This is a genomic window from Curtobacterium sp. MCPF17_018, assembly GCF_003234135.1.
Taxonomy (GTDB): Bacteria; Actinomycetota; Actinomycetes; order Actinomycetales; family Microbacteriaceae; genus Curtobacterium; species Curtobacterium flaccumfaciens.
The window spans coordinates 1-20,530 of record NZ_QKSJ01000009.1; the positions used below are offsets into that span (position 1 = coordinate 1).

The 20,530-nt window shown below is 72.1% G+C and carries 18 protein-coding genes; 15 read left to right on the top strand and 3 right to left on the bottom strand.

Features of this window, described 5'->3' with window-relative positions:
* Positions 1-259 precede the first annotated feature (259 nt).
* From DEJ27_RS11415 to DEJ27_RS11440, 6 genes are all read left to right on the top strand, one after another.
* The gene (locus DEJ27_RS11415; RefSeq protein WP_181420083.1) at positions 260-1,120 is read left to right on the top strand and encodes a sulfurtransferase; all 861 of its coding nucleotides are present in this window, start codon (positions 260-262) and stop codon (positions 1,118-1,120) included.
* A gap of 99 nt (positions 1,121-1,219) precedes the next feature.
* Entirely contained in the window at positions 1,220-2,287 is a 1,068-nt protein-coding gene (locus DEJ27_RS11420; protein ID WP_111090945.1) for an NAD(P)-dependent oxidoreductase, read from the top strand.
* A gap of 4 nt (positions 2,288-2,291) precedes the next feature.
* Entirely contained in the window at positions 2,292-2,822 is a 531-nt protein-coding gene (locus tag DEJ27_RS11425) for an AAA family ATPase (protein WP_111090946.1), read from the top strand.
* A gap of 91 nt (positions 2,823-2,913) precedes the next feature.
* Positions 2,914-4,746, top strand: coding sequence for a thioredoxin domain-containing protein (locus tag DEJ27_RS11430; protein WP_111090947.1), 1,833 nt, complete (start codon positions 2,914-2,916; stop codon positions 4,744-4,746).
* A gap of 39 nt (positions 4,747-4,785) precedes the next feature.
* A complete protein-coding gene (gene hrpA, locus DEJ27_RS11435; RefSeq protein WP_111090948.1) occupies positions 4,786-8,637 on the top strand; it encodes an ATP-dependent RNA helicase HrpA in 3,852 nt (1,283 codons plus the stop codon).
* 19 nt (positions 8,638-8,656) lie between these two features.
* The gene (locus DEJ27_RS11440) at positions 8,657-9,025 is read left to right on the top strand and encodes a VOC family protein (RefSeq protein ID WP_111090949.1); all 369 of its coding nucleotides are present in this window, start codon (positions 8,657-8,659) and stop codon (positions 9,023-9,025) included.
* On the opposite strand, the gene DEJ27_RS11445 is transcribed toward DEJ27_RS11440, so the two are convergent.
* Positions 9,006-9,563 (bottom strand): YbaK/EbsC family protein, encoded by a 558-nt coding sequence (locus tag DEJ27_RS11445; RefSeq protein WP_071246993.1) that lies wholly within the window; start codon positions 9,561-9,563, stop codon positions 9,006-9,008. The genes DEJ27_RS11440 and DEJ27_RS11445 overlap by 20 nt on opposite strands.
* 41 nt (positions 9,564-9,604) lie before the next feature.
* Between DEJ27_RS11445 and DEJ27_RS11450 the strand changes: the two genes are divergently transcribed.
* The 6 genes from DEJ27_RS11450 (at position 9,605) to DEJ27_RS11475 (ending at position 16,231) form a co-directional block, all read left to right on the top strand.
* Entirely contained in the window at positions 9,605-10,258 is a 654-nt protein-coding gene (locus DEJ27_RS11450) for a CatA-like O-acetyltransferase (protein ID WP_111090950.1), read from the top strand.
* 185 nt (positions 10,259-10,443) lie between these two features.
* Positions 10,444-10,671, top strand: a complete 228-nt coding sequence (locus DEJ27_RS17770) for a VOC family protein (RefSeq protein WP_181430141.1) — start codon at positions 10,444-10,446, stop codon at positions 10,669-10,671.
* Between the two features lie 37 nt (positions 10,672-10,708).
* Positions 10,709-11,731 (top strand): Gfo/Idh/MocA family protein, encoded by a 1,023-nt coding sequence (locus DEJ27_RS11460; RefSeq protein WP_110860840.1) that lies wholly within the window; start codon positions 10,709-10,711, stop codon positions 11,729-11,731.
* On the top strand, positions 11,728-12,753 hold the full coding sequence (locus tag DEJ27_RS11465; RefSeq protein WP_111090951.1) for a Gfo/Idh/MocA family protein: 1,026 nt from the start codon (positions 11,728-11,730) through the stop codon (positions 12,751-12,753). The genes DEJ27_RS11460 and DEJ27_RS11465 overlap by 4 nt, the downstream gene beginning before the upstream one ends.
* Before the next feature lie 157 nt (positions 12,754-12,910).
* Entirely contained in the window at positions 12,911-15,106 is a 2,196-nt protein-coding gene (locus DEJ27_RS11470) for an acyltransferase family protein (RefSeq protein ID WP_111090952.1), read from the top strand.
* A 117-nt stretch (positions 15,107-15,223) separates the two neighbouring features.
* Complete coding sequence (locus DEJ27_RS11475) at positions 15,224-16,231, top strand: LacI family DNA-binding transcriptional regulator (RefSeq protein WP_110860846.1); 1,008 nt, start codon at positions 15,224-15,226, stop codon at positions 16,229-16,231.
* 62 nt (positions 16,232-16,293) lie between these two features.
* Here the strand turns inward: DEJ27_RS11475 and DEJ27_RS11480 are convergent, their stop codons facing one another.
* On the bottom strand, positions 16,294-16,995 hold the full coding sequence (locus DEJ27_RS11480; RefSeq protein ID WP_110860848.1) for a triacylglycerol lipase: 702 nt from the start codon (positions 16,993-16,995) through the stop codon (positions 16,294-16,296).
* A gap of 71 nt (positions 16,996-17,066) precedes the next feature.
* Positions 17,067-17,840: an alpha/beta fold hydrolase gene (locus tag DEJ27_RS11485; RefSeq protein WP_146244686.1), complete on the bottom strand. Its 774-nt coding sequence runs from the start codon at positions 17,838-17,840 to the stop codon at positions 17,067-17,069.
* An 82-nt stretch (positions 17,841-17,922) separates the two neighbouring features.
* Here DEJ27_RS11485 and DEJ27_RS11490 point away from each other — a divergent pair, with 82 nt between their 5' ends.
* From DEJ27_RS11490 to DEJ27_RS11500, 3 genes are all read left to right on the top strand, one after another.
* Positions 17,923-18,366, top strand: coding sequence for a hypothetical protein (locus DEJ27_RS11490; RefSeq protein WP_111090954.1), 444 nt, complete (start codon positions 17,923-17,925; stop codon positions 18,364-18,366).
* Positions 18,367-18,387: 21 nt separating this feature from the next.
* Positions 18,388-18,936, top strand: coding sequence for a dihydrofolate reductase family protein (locus DEJ27_RS11495; RefSeq protein WP_111090955.1), 549 nt, complete (start codon positions 18,388-18,390; stop codon positions 18,934-18,936).
* 102 nt (positions 18,937-19,038) lie between these two features.
* Positions 19,039-20,337 carry an NAD(P)/FAD-dependent oxidoreductase gene (locus DEJ27_RS11500; protein WP_111090956.1) on the top strand — a complete coding sequence of 433 codons (1,299 nt, stop codon included), beginning with the start codon at positions 19,039-19,041 and terminating at the stop codon, positions 20,335-20,337.
* Positions 20,338-20,530 lie beyond the last annotated feature (193 nt).

Here is a 20,530-nt window from a genome sequence, read left to right on the forward strand (position 1 = left end):
GTGTATAAGCGACAGGGCGGTGGGGCGGCTGGCGGTGGGGCGGCTGCACCCGTTTCACGACGATCCACCTGTCGAACAACGCGTGCATCGTCGATGGATGCGCACGCACTCGATGCCCGCGCATGTTCCGACAGACCACTCGTCGAACGACTGGTGCATCGTCGATCAATGCCCACGCATGCACCCCACCCTCACCCCCGGTTGCGCCGTGTGTCCACGACTCTGGTCCACGTCAGGGGTGCGGATTATGGTGTGCGGCATGGCCCCCGTCCTGACCTCACCACTCGTGTCGACGCAGTGGCTCGCAGACCACCTCGGTGCTGACGAGCTCGTCGTGCTCGACGCCTCGGTGCACACGGTCGGGGCCGGGTTCGGCACCACCTGGCTCCCCGGGCGGGACGCCCACGAGCAGCGCGGCCACGTGCCCGGCGCCCGCTTCGCCGACCTGATCGACGACTTCTCCGCCGCCGACGCCGACGTCCCGTTCACCCGCCCCGGCGCCGAGCGCTTCGAGGTGGCCGCGGCACAGCTCGGCGTGACGAACACGTCGACCGTCGTGGTCTACGACGACAGCGTCGGCGAGTGGTCGGCGCGCCTGTGGTGGATCTTCCGTTCGTTCGGCTTCGACTCGGTCGCGGTCCTCGACGGTGGCTTCACGAAGTGGCGCGACGAGGGCCGCCCGGTGCGCGTGGGCGCACTGCGCACGCCCGCGGCGCCGTCCGATCCCGATGCCGATGCGTTCCTGGCCGGCGAAGAACGTGCGCTCTGGGCCGACCACGACCGCGTCACCCGTGCCGTCTCCGGCGAAGAGCCGGCGTCACTGGTGTTCGCCGCGCCCTGGGCCGCCCTCGGTGACGACCACCCGCCGATCGTGCCGGGCAGCACCCCGATCACGGCGGACACCCTGGTGGACCCCGAGACGAACGCGTACCTGCGCGGTGCCGAACTCGAGCGGGCCTTCGCCGACGTGATCGGTGCCGACGAGATCGTCACGTACTGCGGGGTGGGCAGCGCCGCGTGCGTCGACGCCCTCGCCCTGACGGTGCTCGGGCACGACCGGGTGAAGGTCTACGACGGTTCGCTGGCCGACTGGTGGCGGCACGAGCAACTCGCCTCCTGACGGAACCGGTCGCGGAACGGCGGCCGCGCCTGGCCGACGGCCGAGGACGGACAGCCGAGGACCGACGGCGAACGGCCGACACCGCACTACCGTTGCACCATGAGCACCAGACGCGCGGTCATCCTCGGCGGCACCGGCGGGATCGGCTCGGCCGTCGTACGTGCGCTCCTCGACGCCTCGGGCCGTGGCGGCGACGACTGGCAGGTCGACCTCGTCGCCCGACGCGGTGGCCCGGTCGCCGACAGTCTGACGGCCTCCGGGGCCACGTTCGTCCCCGGCGACCGGCGCGACCGTTCCGTCCTGCGTGACCTGCTCCGCCCCGGAGCCGACCTGCTCGTCGACACCGTCGGTGTGACGCGCGACGACGCCCAGCAGCTCCTGCCGTTCCTCGACGACGTCGGCTCGACGGTCTTCGTCTCGTCCAAGGCCGTCTACGCCGACGAGCAGGGCCGGCACGCGAACTCGCTCGACAAGCCGGTGTTCGGCGGCGCGGTCACCGAGATCCAGCCCACGGTCACCGCCGGGGACGGCGACCCGACGAGTCGTGACGGGTACGGCGCCGCGAAGGTGGCGGCCGAACAGGTCCTGCTCGACCACGGCGCCCCGGTCACCGTGCTCCGCCCGTCGAAGGTGTACGGCGTCGGCATCGGCCGCCCGCGGGAGTGGTTCGTCGTCCGCCGCGCGCTCGACGGCCGGGAACGCATCCTGCTCGCCGACCACGGCCGCGGCATCGACCACACGACGGCGGCGAGCGGCATCGGTTCGCTCGTCCGACTCGTGGCGGACGCACCGGACCGCCGGATCCTCAACGTGGCGGACGCCTCCGCCCCGACCGTGCTCGAGATCGTCCGCACGATCGCCGGACACCTGGACCACCGGTTCGACGAGGTCCTGCTCGACGAGGACGCGCCCGCCTTCGTGGGCGGCACGCCCTGGTCGTCGCCGTCGCCGTTCGTCCTCGACACCACGGCAGCACGTGCCCTGGGGTGGGAACCGCCGGAGTTCCAGGCCGCCGTCGCCCCGGAACTGGCATGGCTGGTCGAGACCGCCCACGCCACGCCTGCCGACGGCGACGTCCCCTGGGGCGACGACCCGTTCTGGGACCACATGTTCGACTACGGCCCCGAGGACGCCGCACTCGCACTCCTGTCCCTCAACCTGGGCTGACACGGTGCTCCGGTCCGAGGTCCTGTTCGTCGGCGGACGTTCCGGTGTGGGCAAGTCCACGGCGGCCGAGGCACTGCACGACATGCTCGTCGCTGCGGACGTCCGGCACGCGGTGATCGAGGGCGACCTGCTCGACCTCGCCCACCCGGCACCGCACGTCGAACACCCCGAGCCGCACCTGGCCCAGCGGAACCTGGCCATGATCTGGGCCGGCTACCGGGCGATCGGTCACCACCGACTCGTCTACACGAACACCGTGTCCGTGCTCGAACACGAGCGCCTCGCTGCAGCGATGGGCGACGATCCGCTGGTCAGCGTCGTCCTGCTCCGCGCATCCGACGACACGACCGCCGACCGGCTCGCTCGACGAGCGGGTGGTGCCGTCCCGCAGGCGCAGCTCGCGCACAGCACGCGGACGGCCGGGAGGCTCGACTCGGCCACCGCCGGCACGGTCGCCCGGGTGGACACCGACGGCCAGAGCCCCGCCCAGGTGGCCGCACGGCTCGCGTCGATCACGGGGTGGCTCGAGCGCTGATCTCCCCGCACGGCCTGTGCAGAGCGGCCGTCCCGTCCACAGATGTCCCCGGGCGGCGGTCCGCCCAGTCGCGGGCGGGCACGCTGGAGCCATGAACGACAACCGCCTCGGCACCTCGGTCAGCCCGTACCTGCGTCTGCACGCCGACAATCCCGTCGACTGGCGCGAGTGGGGTCCCGAGGCGTTCGCCGAAGCGCGCGAGCGCGGGGTCCCGGTGCTGGTGTCCGTCGGGTACGCCACGTGCCACTGGTGCCACGTCATGGCGCGCGAGAGCTTCGCCGACCCGGAGATCGGCGAGCTGCTCCGGCGGGACTTCGTGTCGGTGAAGGTCGACCGCGAAGAACGCCCGGACGTCGACGCGAGCCTGATGGCCTCGGCGAGTGCCTTCACGCAACAGCTCGGCTGGCCGCTGACGACGTTCCTGACGCCCGACGGCCACGTCTTCTTCGCGGGGACGTACTTCCCGCCCACTCCCGTCGGGCAGGTCCCGGCGTTCCGGCAGATCCTGGCCGCGGTGCTCGACGCCTGGACCGAGCGTCGGCACGAGGTCGACGCGAACGCCTCGGCCATCGCGACGGCGATCCGGCAGGGCGCCGTGGCGGACGCAGCGACCCGATCGGGCGACGGCGGTGCCGGAGCCGACCCGGGCCTCCCGTCCGAGGACGCCATCCGGGCCGTCACGGACCAGCTGTCCCGGGCAGAGGACACCACCTACGGCGGTTTCGGCGGCGCGCCGAAGTTCCCGAGCACGCCGTTGCTCGAGTTCCTCGCCGACGCGGCGGCCGACGGCGACGCCGAGGCCGACGGGCTGCTCGACCGGTCGTTGCACGCGATCCGCGCGTCCGAGCTGACCGACGCAGACGGCGGCGTCTTCCGGTACGCGACCAGGCGCGACTGGAGCGTGCCGCACTACGAACGGATGCTCTACGACAACGCAGGGCTGCTCGCGGTCGCGGGTGCCGAGCAGGCCCGCGGCATCGCCGACTTCCTCCGGGACACCCTGCGCCGTGCCGACGGGGCGTTCGTCGCCGCGCAGGACAGCGAGTCGACCATCGACGGCCGTCGGGTCGAGGGTGAGTGGTACCGCCGACCGGTCGCCGAGCGCGCCCAGCTCGACCCGCCACCGCTGGACGACCAGGTGCTCACGGGCTGGAACGGCCTGGCGATCCGGGGGCTCGCGATCGCCGGCGCGCGGCACGGCGATCCAGAACTCGTCGCGCTCGCGCGGAGTGCGGCCGACGCCGTCCTCGCCGCCCACGTGCAGGACGGCCACGTGACAGTGCGGTCCAGCACACCGCGCGGGGCGTCCTCCGCCCCGGCCACCGTCGAGGACGTCGGACTGCTCGCCGAAGGGCTGCTCGAACTGGCCCTGGTGACGGGCGAGGTCTCCTACGCGACCGTCGCACGCTCGCTGGTCGACGACGGCCTGGCCGAGCGCTTCGACGTCGACCCGGTGCTGGCCTCCGCGGGGACCGCCACGGGCGAACAGCCGCAGACCGCGATGCGGTCCGGCACTGTGGCGCTGGCGTCGGCCGCCGCGACGCTCGGGGCACTGACGGGCGACGAGGCACTGCGGGTCGCCGCGGCACGACTCGTCGCCGACCGCGCCCGCACCGGGACCGAGCGACCCCTCGGTCACGCGGATGCCCTCGGTGTCGCCCTCGCCCTGCAACGGCCGTCGCGCGAGATCGTCGTCGTCACGAGCGGCACCGACGACCCGATGCGGGCCGTGGCACACCGTGCTCGTCGCCCCGGCACGGTCGTCGCCACCACCACGCCGGAGCAGGCACGCGACTGGGCCGAGGCGGGGTTCTCGTTGTTCGAGGGACGCGACGTGCTCGACCCTGCCGCGTACGTCTGCCACGACCGGGTGTGCGAACTACCCTCCCGGTCGGCGGACGCCCTGGCCCAGCAGATCGCCTGACGCCCCTCCCGCCCGGCGCGCCTGTATCCTGGAATGCTCATGTCTTCTCCGCTGCCCGTCATCACGTACCCGCCCGAACTGCCGGTCTCGCAGCGGCGGGACGACATCGCGGCTGCCATCCGTGACAACCAGGTGGTCATCGTCGCCGGGGCCACCGGCTCGGGCAAGACGACACAGCTGCCGAAGATCTGCCTCGAGCTCGGTCGTGAGCACATCGGGCACACCCAGCCCCGCCGGATCGCGGCGCGGACCATCGCCGAGCGGGTGGCGGAAGAACTGGGCGGCGGGGAGCTCGGTGGGCTCGTCGGCTACCAGGTCCGGTTCACCGACAAGGTCGGCTCCGAGACCCGCGTGAAGCTGATGACCGACGGCATCCTGCTGAACGAGATCCACTTCGACCGCGACCTGAAGCGGTACGACACGATCATCATCGACGAGGCGCACGAGCGGTCCCTGACGATCGACTTCCTGCTGGGCTACCTGAAGCGGTTGCTCCCCCGTCGCCCCGACCTGAAGCTCATCATCACGAGCGCGACGATCGACCCGGAGTCGTTCTCGAAGCACTTCGACGACGCCCCCATCATCGAGGTGTCCGGCCGCACCTACCCGGTCGAGATCCGGTACCGCCCCCTCGTCGCCGAAGACCAGGACGACGACGCCGACGACGAGTCGGACTCCCGCACCGGTGACAGCGGCAACGCCGCCGACGACCGCGACACCCTGCAGGGCATCACCGACGCCCTCGACGAGCTGGCGCAGGAGGACCCGGGCGACGTGCTCGTGTTCCTGTCCGGCGAGAACGAGATCCGCGACGCGCAGGACGCGATCGAGGGCAAGCGCTACCCGGGCACCGAGGTCCTGCCGCTGTACGGCCGCCTGTCCGCTGCCGACCAGCACCGGGTCTTCGAGCGCCGGCACACCCCGGGTATCCGCCGTCGTGTCGTCCTCGCCACGAACGTCGCCGAGACCTCGCTGACCGTGCCCGGCATCAAGTACGTGATCGACACGGGCACGGCACGCATCTCGCGGTACTCCCCGCGGGCCAAGGTGCAGCGCCTGCCGATCGAGGCGATCTCGCAGGCCAGCGCCAGCCAGCGTTCCGGTCGAGCGGGCCGCACCAGTGCCGGCATCGCGATCCGGCTCTACTCCGAGGACGACTTCGGCCGACGCCCCGAGTACACCGACCCCGAGATCCTCCGCACGAACCTCGCCGCGGTCATCCTGCAGATGATCTCGCTCGGCTTCGGGGACATCGAGTCGTTCCCGTTCCTGCAGCCGCCGGACAGCCGGGGCGTGAAGGACGGCCTCGACCTGCTCCGTGAGCTCCGTGCCGTCGACAAGGACGGCCGCATCACGAAGTCCGGGCGACAGCTGACCCGGCTGCCGATCGACCCCCGGCTCGGTCGGATGGTGCTCGAGGCCGGACGGCAGGGCGTCGGACGCGAGGTCATCGCGATCGTCAGCGCCCTGAGCATCCAGGACCCCCGCGAACGCCCACTCGAGAAGCGTGCGCACGCCGATCAGCTGCACGCCCGCTTCGCCGACCCGACGAGCGACTTCCTGACCCTGCTGAACCTCTGGAACCACATCGAGGACCAGCAGGAGGAACTCTCGTCGAGCGCGTTCCGTCGGCTGTGCAAGGCCGAGTTCCTGAACTACCTGCGCATCCGCGAGTGGCAGGACCTGTACCGGCAGCTCTCCCGTGCCGCGAAGCAGGTCGACGTCCGAGTCGGGCAGTCCCGCTCCGACGACGGCGAAGCCGTGCACCGGGCACTGCTCGCCGGACTCCTCAGTCAGATCGGGCTGCGGGACCGCGAGAAGCGCGACTACCTCGGCTCCCGGAACACCCGGTTCGTGGTCTTCCCGGGCAGCGTGCTCGCGAAGAAGCAGCCCGACGCCGTGATGGCCGTTGAACTCGTCGAGACCAGCCGGCTGTTCGCCCGGACCGTCGGCCGGATCGATCCCGCCTGGGTGGAGCCGCTCGCCGGGGACCTGCTCAAGCGCACCTACGGCGAGCCGCACTGGGAGAAGAAGCAGGGCGCGGTCGTCGCCTACGAGCGGGTGACCCTGTTCGGTGTCCCGATCGTGCAGCGCCGCCGCGTGCAGTACTCGCGGATCGACCCGGAACACTCCCGTGAGCTCTTCATCCGCCACGCCCTGGTCGAGGGCGAGTGGGACTCGCAGCAGGCCTTCGACCGCGCCAACCGGAAGCTCCGCAAGGAACTCGAGCAGCTCGAGGAACGCACCCGCCGCCGGGACATCCTGCTCGACGACGAGAACGTCTACGAGTTCTACGACGCCCGCATCGCGGCCGACGTCGCCACGACCCGCGACTTCGAGGGCTGGTGGCGCACGACTCGCCGTGAACAGCCGGACCTGCTCACGATGCGCCGTTCGGACCTGCTGGACGAATCAGCGGCCGAGGCGGCCGAGGACGACGTGGAGTACCCGACCCAGTGGCGGAGCGGCGACCAGCGTCTCGCCATCAAGTACCGCTTCGAGCCCGGCGCCGAGGACGACGGCGTCAGCGTGCAGGTCCCCCTCGCGCTCCTGCCCCGGATGCGCGAAGAGGGCTTCGACTGGCAGGTGCGCGGCCTCCGGAGAGAACTCGTCACCGCGCTCATCAAGTCGCTGCCGAAGCAGATCCGCAAGAACGTCGTGCCCGCTGCCGACTGGGCCGAGAAGATCGTCGCCGAGCTGCCCGACGACGCCCCGACCGAGCCGACGGAGTCGTTCCGCGCCACCCTCGCCAAGGCGATCCAGCGCATGACCTACGTGCCGGTCTCCGAGTCCGACTTCGACCTGTCCCGTGTCCCCGCGCACCTGCTGCCGACGTGGGCCGTGGTCGACGAGCGTGGTCGCCGGGTCGAGACCGGCAAGGACCTGTCGGCCCTGCAGACCAAGCTCGAGGACCGCACCCGGCAGAGTGTCGCCTCCGCCACGGTGCAGGGCGCAGGACGGCCAGGAGGCGCGGCTCGCGTCGCATCTGCCGGCGCCGGTCGCCCGCTGGAACAGTCCGGACTCACCACCTGGCCCGACCAGGACCTGCCGCAGACCCTCGACACCAAGCAGGCCGGCGGTGTCATCCGCGCGTACCCGTCCCTGGTCGAAGAAGGCACGGGTCCGAAGGCGACCGTCGGCGTGCAGCTGCTCGCCACCCCTTCCGACCGCGTCGTCCGGATGCCCGCCGGGGTCCGCCGTCTGGTGATGCACGCGGTGCCGTCGCCCGTGTCGTACATCCAGTCGCACCTGACCGCGCAGGAGAAGCTCGCGCTCGCCGCCAGCCCCTACCCGTCGACCGCCGCGCTGTTCGACGACGTGCTGGCCGCCGTGGTCGACGCCGGTATCCGTCGGGCACACCCGGACGGCCTCGTCTTCACGAAGGCCGAGTTCGAGTCCGTCCGCGATGCCGTGTCGGCCTCCGTCGTCGACACGATGTTCACCGCGGTGTCCGAGGTCGCGGCCGTCCTGGCCGCGCAGCGTTCCGCCGAACGAGCACTCAAGCAGGCGAACTCGATGTCGCTGCTCGCCGCCCTCAGCGACATGCGGCAGCAGATGGAGCGCCTGGTGTTCCCCGGGTTCGTCGCCGTCGCGGGGCTCGACCGGCTGCGCCGCATCCGCGTGTACCTGCAGGGCATCGAGGCGCGCGTGCAGAAGCTGCTGCAGAACCCCGGACGCGACGCGACCTGGATGCGCGAGGTGACCGTGGCGACCGACCGCTACACCGATGCCGGCGGCACCTTCCCGCCCGCGGTCGGGGCGCACCCGGAACTCGTGCACGCTCGGTGGATGCTCGAGGAGTTCCGGCTCAGCCTGTTCGCGCAGGAACTCGGGACCGCCGAGACCGTCTCGTTGCAGCGGATCACCAAGGCCCTGATCGCCGCACGCTGATGGGTCTACCGTGTCGGCCATGATCGGCACACTCGACGTCGTCGTCCTGGACTGCCCGGACACCCGCGCCCTCGCCCGCTTCTACGCCGAGTTGCTCGGCGGGGAGATCGTCGGCTTCGACGAGGACTGGGCGGAGCTCGCCCTCCCGTTCACCGACCACAGTCCGATCCTGGCGTTCCAGCAGGTCGACGACTACCGGGCGCCGGAGTGGCCCGGGCAAGCGGTGCCGCAGCAGAGCCACCTCGACGTGAAGGTCGACGACCTGGACGACGGCGAGGCCGCGGTGCTCGCGATCGGTGCGACGGCCACGGGGTCGGGCACGGAGACGTTCCGCGTCTACCTCGACCCCGCGGGGCACCCGTTCTGCCTCATCCGGCCGTCGGACTGACCGGTTCGGTCGCCAAACCCTCGACCACGGTCACGTTCGGCAGCGCGGTGAGTGCGGCGCCGGGCAGGAACAGCTTCGCGGCGCGACGGCCGGCGCCGATGACGACCTCGGGGGCGTCGAGGACCCGCGCGTCGATGTAGAGCGGCCACGACGACGGCAGCCCGATGGGGGTGATGCCGCCGTACTCCATGCCGGTCAGCTCGACCGCTTCGTCCATCGGGGCGAAACTCGCCTTGCGGACGTCGAGCAGCTGCTTCACGACCCGGTTGACGTCGAGTTTGGTCGATGCCAGGACGACGCAGGCGGCGTAGCGGACCTCGTCGCCGCGCTTGCCCGCGACGACGATGCAGTTGGCGCCGCCGGCCAGCGGGTAGCCGTACGCCTCCGAGAATGCTGCGGTGTCCGCCAGGTCGGCGTCGATCGGGGCACCCTCGATCTTCATGACGACCTCGGTCGGCAACGCGACGAGGGCTTCAGCGACGGGGATCGCGAGGAATCCGGTGGCGACCAGGGCGGGAACACGTTCGAGCGTCGGCATGGCTCCACCGTAGGGAAGCGATCCCGCACGAGGGTGGAGCCATGACCGAACTCCGGGCGATCGACGTCGACCAGTGGCCCCGCCGGGAGCACTTCGAGCACTACCGGCACCGCGTGCCGTGCGCGTACGAGGTGACCGTCGAACTCGACGTCACCGCCTTCGTCGAGCGCGTCCGAGCGACCGGCCGTCGGACCTACGCGTCGCAGCTCTGGGCCATCGCGACCGTGGTGAACCGGCACGACGAGTTCCGGATGCAGCTGCTGGACGACGGCTCCCCCGCCGTGTGGGACCGTGTCCACCCGATGTTCACCGTGTTCCACCCGGACACCGAGACGTTCTCCGCACTCGTCGTGCCGTACCACGACGACTTCGAGACGTTCCACGACGCTGCGGTGTCGACGATGGCGCAGTACCGGGACGACACCCGGATGTTCCCGCAGGACGACCGGCCCGGCAACGTCTTCGACGTCTCGACCCTGCCGGGAGCATCGTTCACCGGCTTCTCGTTGCAGGTGCGCGACGGCTGGGACCACCTGCTGCCGATCATCACGCTCGGCGGGTACCGGGCCGCTGGTGACCGGACGCTGCTGCCGCTGGCGTTGCACGTCGACCACGCTGCTGCCGACGGCTTCCACACGACCCGACTGCTGCGCGAACTCGAGGAGCTCTTCGCCGACCCTGGCTGGCTGGGCTGACCTCAGGGCCTCGGTCGGAGTAGAACGGCGCGCATGACGAACGCAGTGGTGCACGTCGAACTCATCGGCCTCGACCCCGACCGGTTGCGGGCCTTCTACGCCGCGCTCTTCGGCTGGGACTCCCCGCAGGCGCCCCGGTCGCCGCAGCTGTCTCCGACCAGTCCTCGTACTCGTTCCTCGAACCGGTGCCGGGCGCCGGGCCGGTCGCGGGCGGCATCGGCGGTGGCCCGGGGTTCGCCGCCCGCGCGCTGTTCTACGTCGGGGTCGAGGACGTCGCTGCGGCGCTCAAGCGGGTCGAGGAACTCGGCGGCACCGTCGTCCTGCCGGCGCAGCGCAACGAGGGCGGCGGTGTCACGATCGGGCACTTCCACGACCCGGCGGGCAACCTGGTCGGCGTGGCAGGACCCCGCTGACCAGCCCGTCGTTCCCGGCGTCTCCTACGCTGACCCCATGACGTCGCAGTCGGAGTCCCTCGCCCGCAAACGCATCGGGCTCGTCGGCGCGGGCGGCATCTCCGTCGCCCACCTGCCCGGGCTGCTCCGTCTGGGCGACGTGGTGGTGCACGCTCGCGAGGGCGCACACGAACTCGTCGCCGCGTTCACCGACACCGCCCGGGCCGAGGGCAGCACGATCACCGTCGCCGACAGCCTCGACGAACTCCTCGCCGGGGTCGACGTCGTCGACGTGGTGGTCCCGACGCACGCCCACGCCGAGGTCGTCCGTGCGGCGATCGCGGCCGGCAAGGACGTCGTCTCCGAGAAGCCCCTGGCCCGGACCGACGCGGACGCGGCGGACCTGGCGGCGCGCGCTGCGGACGCAGGCGTCCAGCTCTACCCAGCCCAGGTGGTGCGCTGGTTCCCCGCGTACGCGCGCCTGCACGAGGCCGCGACCACGGGCCTCCTGGGCGACCTGGCGGTGTTGCGGTTCTCGCGGTCCGGCGCCTTCCCCACCCACGTCCCCTGGTTCGGCGACCGCGCGCTGTCGGGCGGGATCGTGATGGACCAGATGATCCACGACCTCGACATCGCACGCTGGGTGGCGGGCGAGGTGACCCGAGTGTCGGCGGTGAGCGTCCGCGCGGGCTCCGAGGCGGAGCCGGTCGAGGCGGCACACGTCCTGCTCACGCACGAGTCGGGCGCGATCAGCCACGTCGCCGGGCTGTGGGGGCCGCAGCACCTCGCCTTCACGACCGAGTACTCGGTGACGGGGACGCTCGGCAGCCTGTCGCACTCGTCCCGGGCAGAGGAGGACACCCGGAGCGACCTCGCGGCACCGGCTTCCGTGGACGGCTTCCTGCCGACGGTCGACCCGGCGGACGACCCGTACGCGCTGGAGCTCGCCGACTTCCTCGCCGCGTTCGACGGCGGTGCACCGCCCCGGGTCAGCGTGGATGACGGCGTCGCTGCGGTGCGGATCGCGAACGCGGCGATCGCCTCGATCGAGTCCGGCCAGCCGGTGGAGGTGTCGCGGTGACGCTCCGGGTCGGCGTGCTCTCCTTCGCCCACACGCACGCCATCAGCTACCTCGGCGCCCTGGCGGCGATGCCCGACGTCGAGGTGCGCGGCACGGATCCGGACGGCGTCTCGACGGGGACGGAACTCGGCGACCTGCGCGGCGCCGAGCTGGCACACGCGCTCGGCGCCGGGTACGCGGACTCCGTCGACGAACTGCTCGCCTGGGGCCCGGACGCGGTGATCGTCACGAGCGAGAACGCCCGGCACCGTGAGCACGTCGAGCTCGCGGCGGCAGCGGGGGCGCACGTGCTCTGCGAGAAGCCGCTCGCGACCTCGTGGCAGGACGGCCTCGCCATCCGCGATGCGGTGGACCGCGCCGGGGTGCTGCTCATGATGGCGTTCCCGGTGCGCTTCGCCCCGGCGTTCGACCGGCTGCGCGCGACGCGGGACTCCGGCGCACTCGGCAGGGTGTTCTCGGTCCGGGGCGCGAACAACGGCATGCTGCCGCTCGCCCGGCACTGGTTCACCGACGTCCGGTCCAGCGGAGGCGGCGCCCTCGTCGACCACGTCGTGCACGTCGCCGACCTGATCGACGGGCTGACCGGAGCGGCGCCGGTGTCCGTCACCGCGGTCGCCAACCGGGTGTTGCACGCGGACCGCGCGAACGCCGAGACCGCGGGTCTGGTGACCATCACGTACGACGACGGCACGATCGCGGCGATCGACTGCTCGTGGAGCCGACCGGACACGTCGCCGGTGTGGGGTGGGCTGACGCTCGACGTCGCCGGGACCGGTGGCACGGTGTCGGTGGACTTCTTCGGGGCGGCTGCTCGCGGACTCGACGCGGTCGGGGGCCGGCCGATCGAGCTCCGGTACGGACCCGACCACGACCTGCCGATGCTCCGCACGTTCCTGGCGGCCGTGGGGTCCGGCGAGCAGCCGCAGCCCGATGTCGGGGTCGGGCTGCGGACGCTGTCGATCGTGCTGGCGGCGCAGGAGTCGGTGCGGACCGGCAGGACGGTGGCGGTCACCCCGGCGTGACGCCGGAGCGCCGCAGCGCGAGTCCGCTGTGGCCGTCCACATCGGCGTCAGCGTCAGCCGCGGCCTCGGAGGCGAGGCGGATTCGCGTCGTGGCGGCCCGGGCGGTATGTTCGGGGCGCGCGGTAGGGACCGCGCACCGTGAGGCAAGGGGTAGCTCGTGACGGTCGCGCCCGCGCGCGCAGCGCGACACGTTCCTGTCGCGCGCCACCGTGCCCGTCACAACGCTCGCCGTCCGGGCGGCGCAGCCGACACCAGGACGCTGCGACTCGAGATCCAGGCCGTCCGTGCCGTCGCCATCGGGGCGGTGGTGCTCTACCACCTGTTCCCCGAGGTGCTGCCCGGCGGCTACGTCGGCGTCGACGTCTTCTTCGTGATCTCGGGCTTCCTCATCACCGCGCACATCGCGAAACCACTGGCGGCCGGCCGGTTCAGCTTCCGGGCCTTCTACGCTCGACGCGCCTGGCGACTCCTGCCGGCGTCGATGGCGACGCTCTTCGTGACCGTGATCCTGACCGCGGTGTTCGTCCCCCGGACGCTCTGGAAGGACTTCACCGAGCAGATCATCGCCAGCGCGCTCTACGTCGAGAACTGGGCGCTCGCGGGCAACGCCGTCGACTACTCCGCCCTGGCGTCCGACGCCAGCATCGTGCAGCACTTCTGGTCGCTGTCGACCGAGGAACAGTTCTACGCCGTCTGGCCGCTCGTCCTCTGGTTCTGCGCCTTCGTGCGGTACCGGCGCCGACGCCGGAACGGTGTGTCCCTCGCTCCGGCGATGGCCGTCGCGCTCGGCATCGTGTTCGTGCTGTCGCTGGCGTACTCGATCTGGGCGACGGCGCACACCCCCGCGTCCTACTTCCTCACCACGACCAGGGCGTGGGAGTTCGCCGCGGGCGGCCTGCTCTGGCTCGGCCTGCAGCGCGTCCGGATCCCCGCGGCGCTGGCGGCGGCGATGAGCTGGGCCGGCCTCGTGCTGGTCGCGACGACCGCGCTCCGGTTCGACGCGTCGACGCCGTTCCCGGGCTGGACGGCGCTCATCCCCATCATCGGGGTCTCGCTCGTCATCGCGGGCGGGATGCCCGACCCCGCGTGGAGCCCGGCGTTCCTGTACCGGCTGCGACCCGTGCAGTGGCTCGGGGACGTGTCGTACTCGCTCTACCTCTGGCACTGGCCGCTGCTGATCGTGATGCCCTTCGTGATCGGGACCCCGACGGGCGAAGCGACCCCGCTCTGGGCGAAGGGCATCGTGCTCGTCGTCGCGCTCGTCCTCGCGCACTTCTCGCGCCGGTTGATCGAGCAGCCCGTGATCGCGTTCTCCAGCGAGCGCATGCGTGCGCGGCACCCGCGGCACCGCGGCGTCCTGGTGCTCGCGATCGCCGGCATGCTCGTCGTCGCCGTGCCCGCCGCCGGCATGTACTGGTCGGTGGCGCGAGAGGAGTCCACGGGCGCCGCCACCGGGGTCACCGTCACCGCGGACGGCACGCTGACCAGCCGAGCCTGCCACGGTGCCGCAGCGATGCAGCCCGGGGCGGACTGCCCGCAGGTGGACGCGGCCGACCTCACGCCCAGCCCGGTGCAGGCGGCGTCCGACTCGTTCGCCGACCAGTCCGGCGCCGGGTGCCAGGTCGCCGGCGAGGACACCACGGTCCGGGGCTGCGAGGTCGGCGACCCCGACGGCACCGTGCGGCTGGCGATCGTCGGCGACTCCCACGCCGCCAACTACGTGCCGTCCCTCGAGCTCATCGCGAAGGCGCAGCACTGGAGCCTCACCACCTACCTGCACTCCGGCTGTCCGATGACCCGAGCACTCGTGACCCCGTCGTGCAACACCTGGAAGGCCGACACCCTCGAGCGGCTGCAGCAGGAGCGGTACGACGTCGTGTTCGTCGCCGCGATGTCCCGCACGCCGTGGCCGCACGGCATCATCCGGCACGCCGACGAGATGACGCCCCAGGTCCGCGACGATGCGGCGGGCCAGTACGCGAAGACCTGGGTCCGCCTGCAGCAGGCCGGGTCGAGCATCGTGGCCCTGCGCGACAACCCCGACCCGGGCATCGGCGGCGTGTCCGACGTGCCGAGCTGCGTCGAGCAGCACGGTGACGGCGCCGCCTGCGACGTCTCCGAGGCCGACGCGCTGATCGACGACCCGGTTGCGCAGGCCGCGCGGACCACGCCGGGCGTCACGCTGATCGACTCCACGGCGATGTTCTGCGCTGACGGCACCTGCCCCTCGGTCATCGGCGGCGTCGTCGTCTACCGACAGGTGCAGCACGTCACGCAGACCTACGCGCGGTCCATGGCGCCGTTCCTGGAGCCGAAGGTGACCGCTGCGGTCGAGGCCGCCGTCGCCGGCTGAGGTGGCCGCAACGGCCGCAACGGCCGCAACGGCCGCAACGGTCGCAGCGGCCGCAGCGGCCAGCCGGGTACCGCCCGGGAGCGTCCTCACCGGAGCGCGCGCGCTACGCTCGTCCCGATGCGCGCAACCGTGCGGGACGTGGCCGCCCTCGCCGGGGTGTCCCCGAAGACCGTCTCCAACGTCGTCAACGGCGGCGTGGTCGTGCGCCCGGAGACCCGTGAACGCGTCGAGCGGGCGGTCGCCGAGCTCGACTACGTGCCGAACCTGTCCGCACGTGGGCTGCGGAACGGCCGCTCCGGAGCGATCGCGCTGACACTGCCGGAGATGGGCAGCGCGTACTCCGCCGAGCTCGCGCAGTCCTTCGTCGAACTCGCCCGCGAACGCGGCTGGGTCGTGCAGCTCGAGCAGACCGGCAACGACCCGGCCCGCGAACGTGAACTGGTCTCCCGTGCCCGCGCACACCTGGTGGACGGGCTGATCCTCAACCCGGTGTCGCTCAGCGCGAGCGTCCTGGCCTCGACCGAGGGGCTGCCGCCCACGGTCGTCATCGGCGAGGTCGAGCCCGAGCACGTCGACCAGGTGCACGTCGACAGCCGCTCGGCGGCCGAGCAGGTCACCGCACACCTCATCGCCCACGGCCACCGACGCATCGCGATCGTCGGGGCGTCACCCGAGGGTGCAGCGACCGCGACCAGCGAGCTCCGTGAACGCGGGTACGCCGCCGCGCTCGCGGCCGCCGGCATCGCGCCCGACCCGTCGCTCCGTGTCCCGCTGCCGGCGTGGACCACGAGTTCCGCGGCGACGGCCTTCGCGGCCTGGCTCGACGAGCACCCCCTGCCCGACGCCGTCTTCGCCTTCACCGACTCGATCGCGTTCGGAGTGCTGCACGTGCTCGCCGCCCGCGGCGTCCGGGTGCCGGACCAGGTCAGCGTCATCGGGTTCGACGACGTCGACGGCGCCGCGTACGCGATCCCGTCGCTCAGCACGGTGTCGTTCGACCGTCGGGCGTTCGCGACGGCGGCGCTCGACCTGCTGACCCGTCGGATCGCGGACCGCGGTGCCGCGCCGGGGACCGTCGTCGTGCCGCACCGGATCGTCGAGCGGGCGAGTGTCGCCGACCGGTGAGCGGCCGACGCGGTTTCACGCTGACCGACACCTCACGCGGCCACGCGCCCGTGGAGTGTCGCTCAGCGCGAAAGACCGCCGGAGCCGCCGCCGCCGCCGGAGCCCCCACCCGGATCCGCCGCCGCCAGCACCGCCGACCGCGTCCGCGCATCGCCGAGGATCCGGAAGTGCCCACCCACCGGCAGCCGCACGTTCGTCGCCCCCTGGAGCTCGCTGCCCTCGGGGATGAGCGTGTCGAACACCCCGTACACCGAGGTGATCCGCGCGTTCGCGTCGAGTTCCCGTGCCAGCCCCGCCAGCACCGGGTCGGCCGCCCGGAACGCCCGCAGGTGCGGAACCGGTGCGAGCCGCGCGTAGACCGAGCCCGCGAAGGGCGTCGACACCGCGACCATCCGGTCGATCCGATCGTGCTGGTCGAGCTGCGTCATCGCGTACTTGCCGATCAGTCCGCCCTTGCTGTGTGCGAGCACGAGCACGTTCCGCAGGTCCTGCTCCTCCAGGGTCGCGATCACCTCGCGCGCCGAGTCGGGCACGGGCCGCAGGTTGTGCCGCAGGACGGGCAGCACGTACACCGGGTGTCCCCGATCGTGGAGCGCGTCCATCAGCGGCCGCATGAAGTGCCAGGTCTCGTAGACGCCGGGGACCACGACGACGGGCTGCCCGGCGCCGGTCCGGTAGTCGTCCGCGGTGGTCGGGCCGAGGCTCCGGACCTGCCACCTCGCCGCGTACCCCCAGTCGAGTGCGGCCCACCACGCGCGTCGCACCAGCGGGACACGGCCTGGAGGCCCGGATCGCCCCGTCCGCGCCGCCTCCGTCCCCGACGTGGCCGGCCGGGTCATCGCAGCCCCTCCAGGCGCTCGGCGCTGCGGAACGTCTCGAGGAGGCGTGCGAAGGCGTCCGGCTGCCGTTCCTGCACGTGGTGCGGGCCGGCCAGTTCCACGAAGGTGCCGTTCGGCGCAGCGGCCGCGACCCGAGCCGACCAGTCGTGCCGCGCGATCGGGTCCTGGGTGCCGCGGACGACGAGGACGGGCTGCGTCACCTCGGTGATCGTCCGCTCGGTCGGGTAGCGGAGCATCGGCCCGAGCTCACGCGTGTACTGCCGCATGCTCCGCACGTAGTCGGTGACCAGGACGCCGTTCATCCGGACGCCCTCGACGAACCCGTCTCGGCCCAGGTCGAGCGCCTGCAGCGGGAGCGATCGCCGCTCGGAGTCGATCACCGGACCGACGAGCACGATCGCGGCGACGGTCTCCGGGTGGCGCCGGGCGGACTCGACCACGACCTGGGCACCCATCGACTGCCCGACGAGCACCAGGTCGCCGTCGACCAGGTGGCGGACGGCCCGCACGACGACGTCGCCGAGCTCCTCGATCGACAGCCGTCGACCGGCTGCGGGCAGCCAGCCGAACCCCGGCAGGTCGACGCTGATCGTGTGGTGCTCGGCGGCGACGGCGCGCTGCGACCGAGCGAAGGAGCGGTGGGACATCCCGATGCCGTGGACGAACACGACGGTGGGGTCGGTGTCGTCGCGGACCGGTTGCCGCGACGCCATCGCGTGCAGGCGCACGGGCAACCCGTCGATCCGGACGGTCTCCACAGCAGCGCGCACGAGCCGAGGCTACGCGGCGGTTCGCAGCGCCGGGTCAGCCTCGTCATCGGCCGCACACAGCCGGGCCGTGTGCACTCCTGACATGAGCGACACCACTCCCACCAACGACCACCAGCCGGACGGCTCCCACCCGGTGGACCGGGCGACGACGCCGACCGGCTGGGGCGCCGCCCCGACCCCGACGTCGACCTCCACGCTCGACGCCCCCGCGCCGCAACAACAACAGCAGCCGCAGCCGCAGTACCGTGCGGACGCCGGCGCCTGGACCCCGGGTGCCTGGGACTCCACCGCCCCGAACGGCACCACCCCCTGGTACGGAGCCGGGGCCACAGCCAACCGGCGCAGCGCAGGCCCGAAGCCCCCGTGGTTCTGGCCGCTCCTCGCCGCGATCGTCGGGCTCGCCGCACTGCTCGTCGGCGGTGGCGTCGGTTTCGCCATCGGCCACGCGATCGGTGCGGACCGGACGCAGTCGACGACCCAGGTGCCCGGCACGAACCGGTTCCCGGGCGACGGCACCGGGAGCTGACCGGCGGGTACGATCCGTTCCATGCGGAAGACCACTGCCGGTCTGTTCACGTCGGTCGACGGCGTCGTGCAGGACCCCTACGAGTTCCAGTACGACAGCTTCGACGACGAGCTCGGTGCGGCGATGGGCGCCTGGATGGCCCGGACCGACACCGTGCTGCTCGGGCGGAACAGCTACCTGGAGTGGTCCGAGTGGTGGCCCGCCCACGCGGACGACCCGTTCGGGCAGTGGATCAACCCGATCGAGAAGCACGTGGCCTCCACCACGCTCGGCGGCGACCTGACTTGGCAGAACAGCACGCAGATCCCGGGCGACGTCCCCGCGTTCGTCCGCGGACTGCAGCAGCGCGAGGGAGCCGACATCGCCGTCTGCGGCAGTGTCACGCTCGTCCGCAGCCTGCTGTTCGCCGGGGTCCTCGACGAACTGCAGCTCATGATCCACCCGGCGATCGCCGGCCGTGGCCGGCGACTGTTCGAACCGACCGACCCGCCCACGCGCCTGCGTCTGGTCGACAGCACCGTGACGAGCAAGGGGAACGTGCTGAACACCTACGGGCGGTTCGACGCCTGACGGACGCACCACGGGCCTCCCGGCCCCACCCGTCATGCGCCCCGGCAAACCGCGCGTACCCTCGTGGGTGACCACACGCACCCGAGGAACACCGGAGCAAGCATGACCCAGGACACCCGCCCGCACGTCGTCATCGTCGGCGGTGGATTCGCCGGTGTGGCCGCCATGCGCGAGCTCGCCGACGCACCGGTCCGGGTGACCCTGGTCGACCGTCACGTCTACAACATGTTCCAGCCCTTGATGTACCAGGTGGCGACGGGCGGCCTGAACGCCGGCGACGTGACGTACTTCCTGCGCTCGCTCCGGGCCCGCCAGTCGAACGCCGAGTTCCGTCACGGCCTGCTCACCGGCATCCGCACCGACGAGCGCATCGCCGAGATGTCCGACGGCGAGCACCTGCACTACGACTACCTGATCCTCGCCAACGGCGTGAATACGAGCTACTTCGGCACCCCCGGTGCGTACGAGTACGCCTACTCGATGTACTCGCGCTCGCAGGCGCTCCGCATCCGCGACGAGCTGTTCACCCGGCTCGAAGAAGCGGCGGCGAACCAGGGCCCCGACGAGATCCGCATCGTGATCGTCGGTGGCGGTGCGACCGGCGTCGAAATGGCCGGCGCGCTCGCCGAGCTCCGCGACCAGGCGCTCGTCGGCGCGTACCCGGAGATCGAACGCGGCAACATCTCGATCACGCTCGTGCACCGCAGCGGCGAGCTGCTCAAGCCGTTCGCGCCGCGCCTGCGCCGCTACGCCGCCAAGGTGCTGCGCAAGCGTGGTGTCGTGCTGCGGCTGAACACCGGCGTCTCCGAGGTCAAGCGCGACGGCGTGATGACGGCGGACGGCGAGTTCATCGCCGCGTCGCAGGTGATCTGGGCGACCGGTGTCGCCGCCCACAAGGAGGTCTCGGGCTGGGGCCTGCCGCAGACCCACGGTGGCCGCATCCAGGTGAACGACGACCTGAGCGTGAAGGGTGCCGAACGGATCTTCTCCGCCGGCGACATCGCCGCGCAGGACGACGCCCTCGCCCAGCTCGCCCAGCCCGCGCTGCAGGGCGGACGGCACTCGGCGCGGCAGATCGTGCGCCTGCTCGAGGGCAAGGCCACCGAGCGCTTCAAGTACTTCGACAAGGGCACCATGGCGACGATCGGCACGAACGCCGCGGTCGCCCAGCTGCGCGGCGGGATCACGATGGTCGGCCCGGTCGCCTGGCTCGCCTGGGTGTTCGTGCACATCACGAGCCTGCTCGGTGCCGGTAACCGGATGTCGACCCTGACGCACTTCTTCGTGCGCTACGTCTGGTTCATGCGGAAGCGCTCGATCCCGATCGTCGGCGACGTGCGCCCGGTGCGCCCGAACGGCGACCGCGAGCCGGACCCCTGGCAGCTGCAGAAGGCCGAGTAGCCGCCGAGGTCGCTCGCGCGCTCGCTTCGTGAGCAGGAACGGTCGGGTCCGCACGTCGGACCCGGCCGTTCCTGCTCACGATCTGCGTGCCGTGGACACGGGGCGCGGCGGCCTGGAGGCGCGGTGCGGGCCGGCCACGGGCCTCCCAGCCGGCGCGTGGTGCGCGGGGCTGGCGCCGACGCGTGGCCGGGAC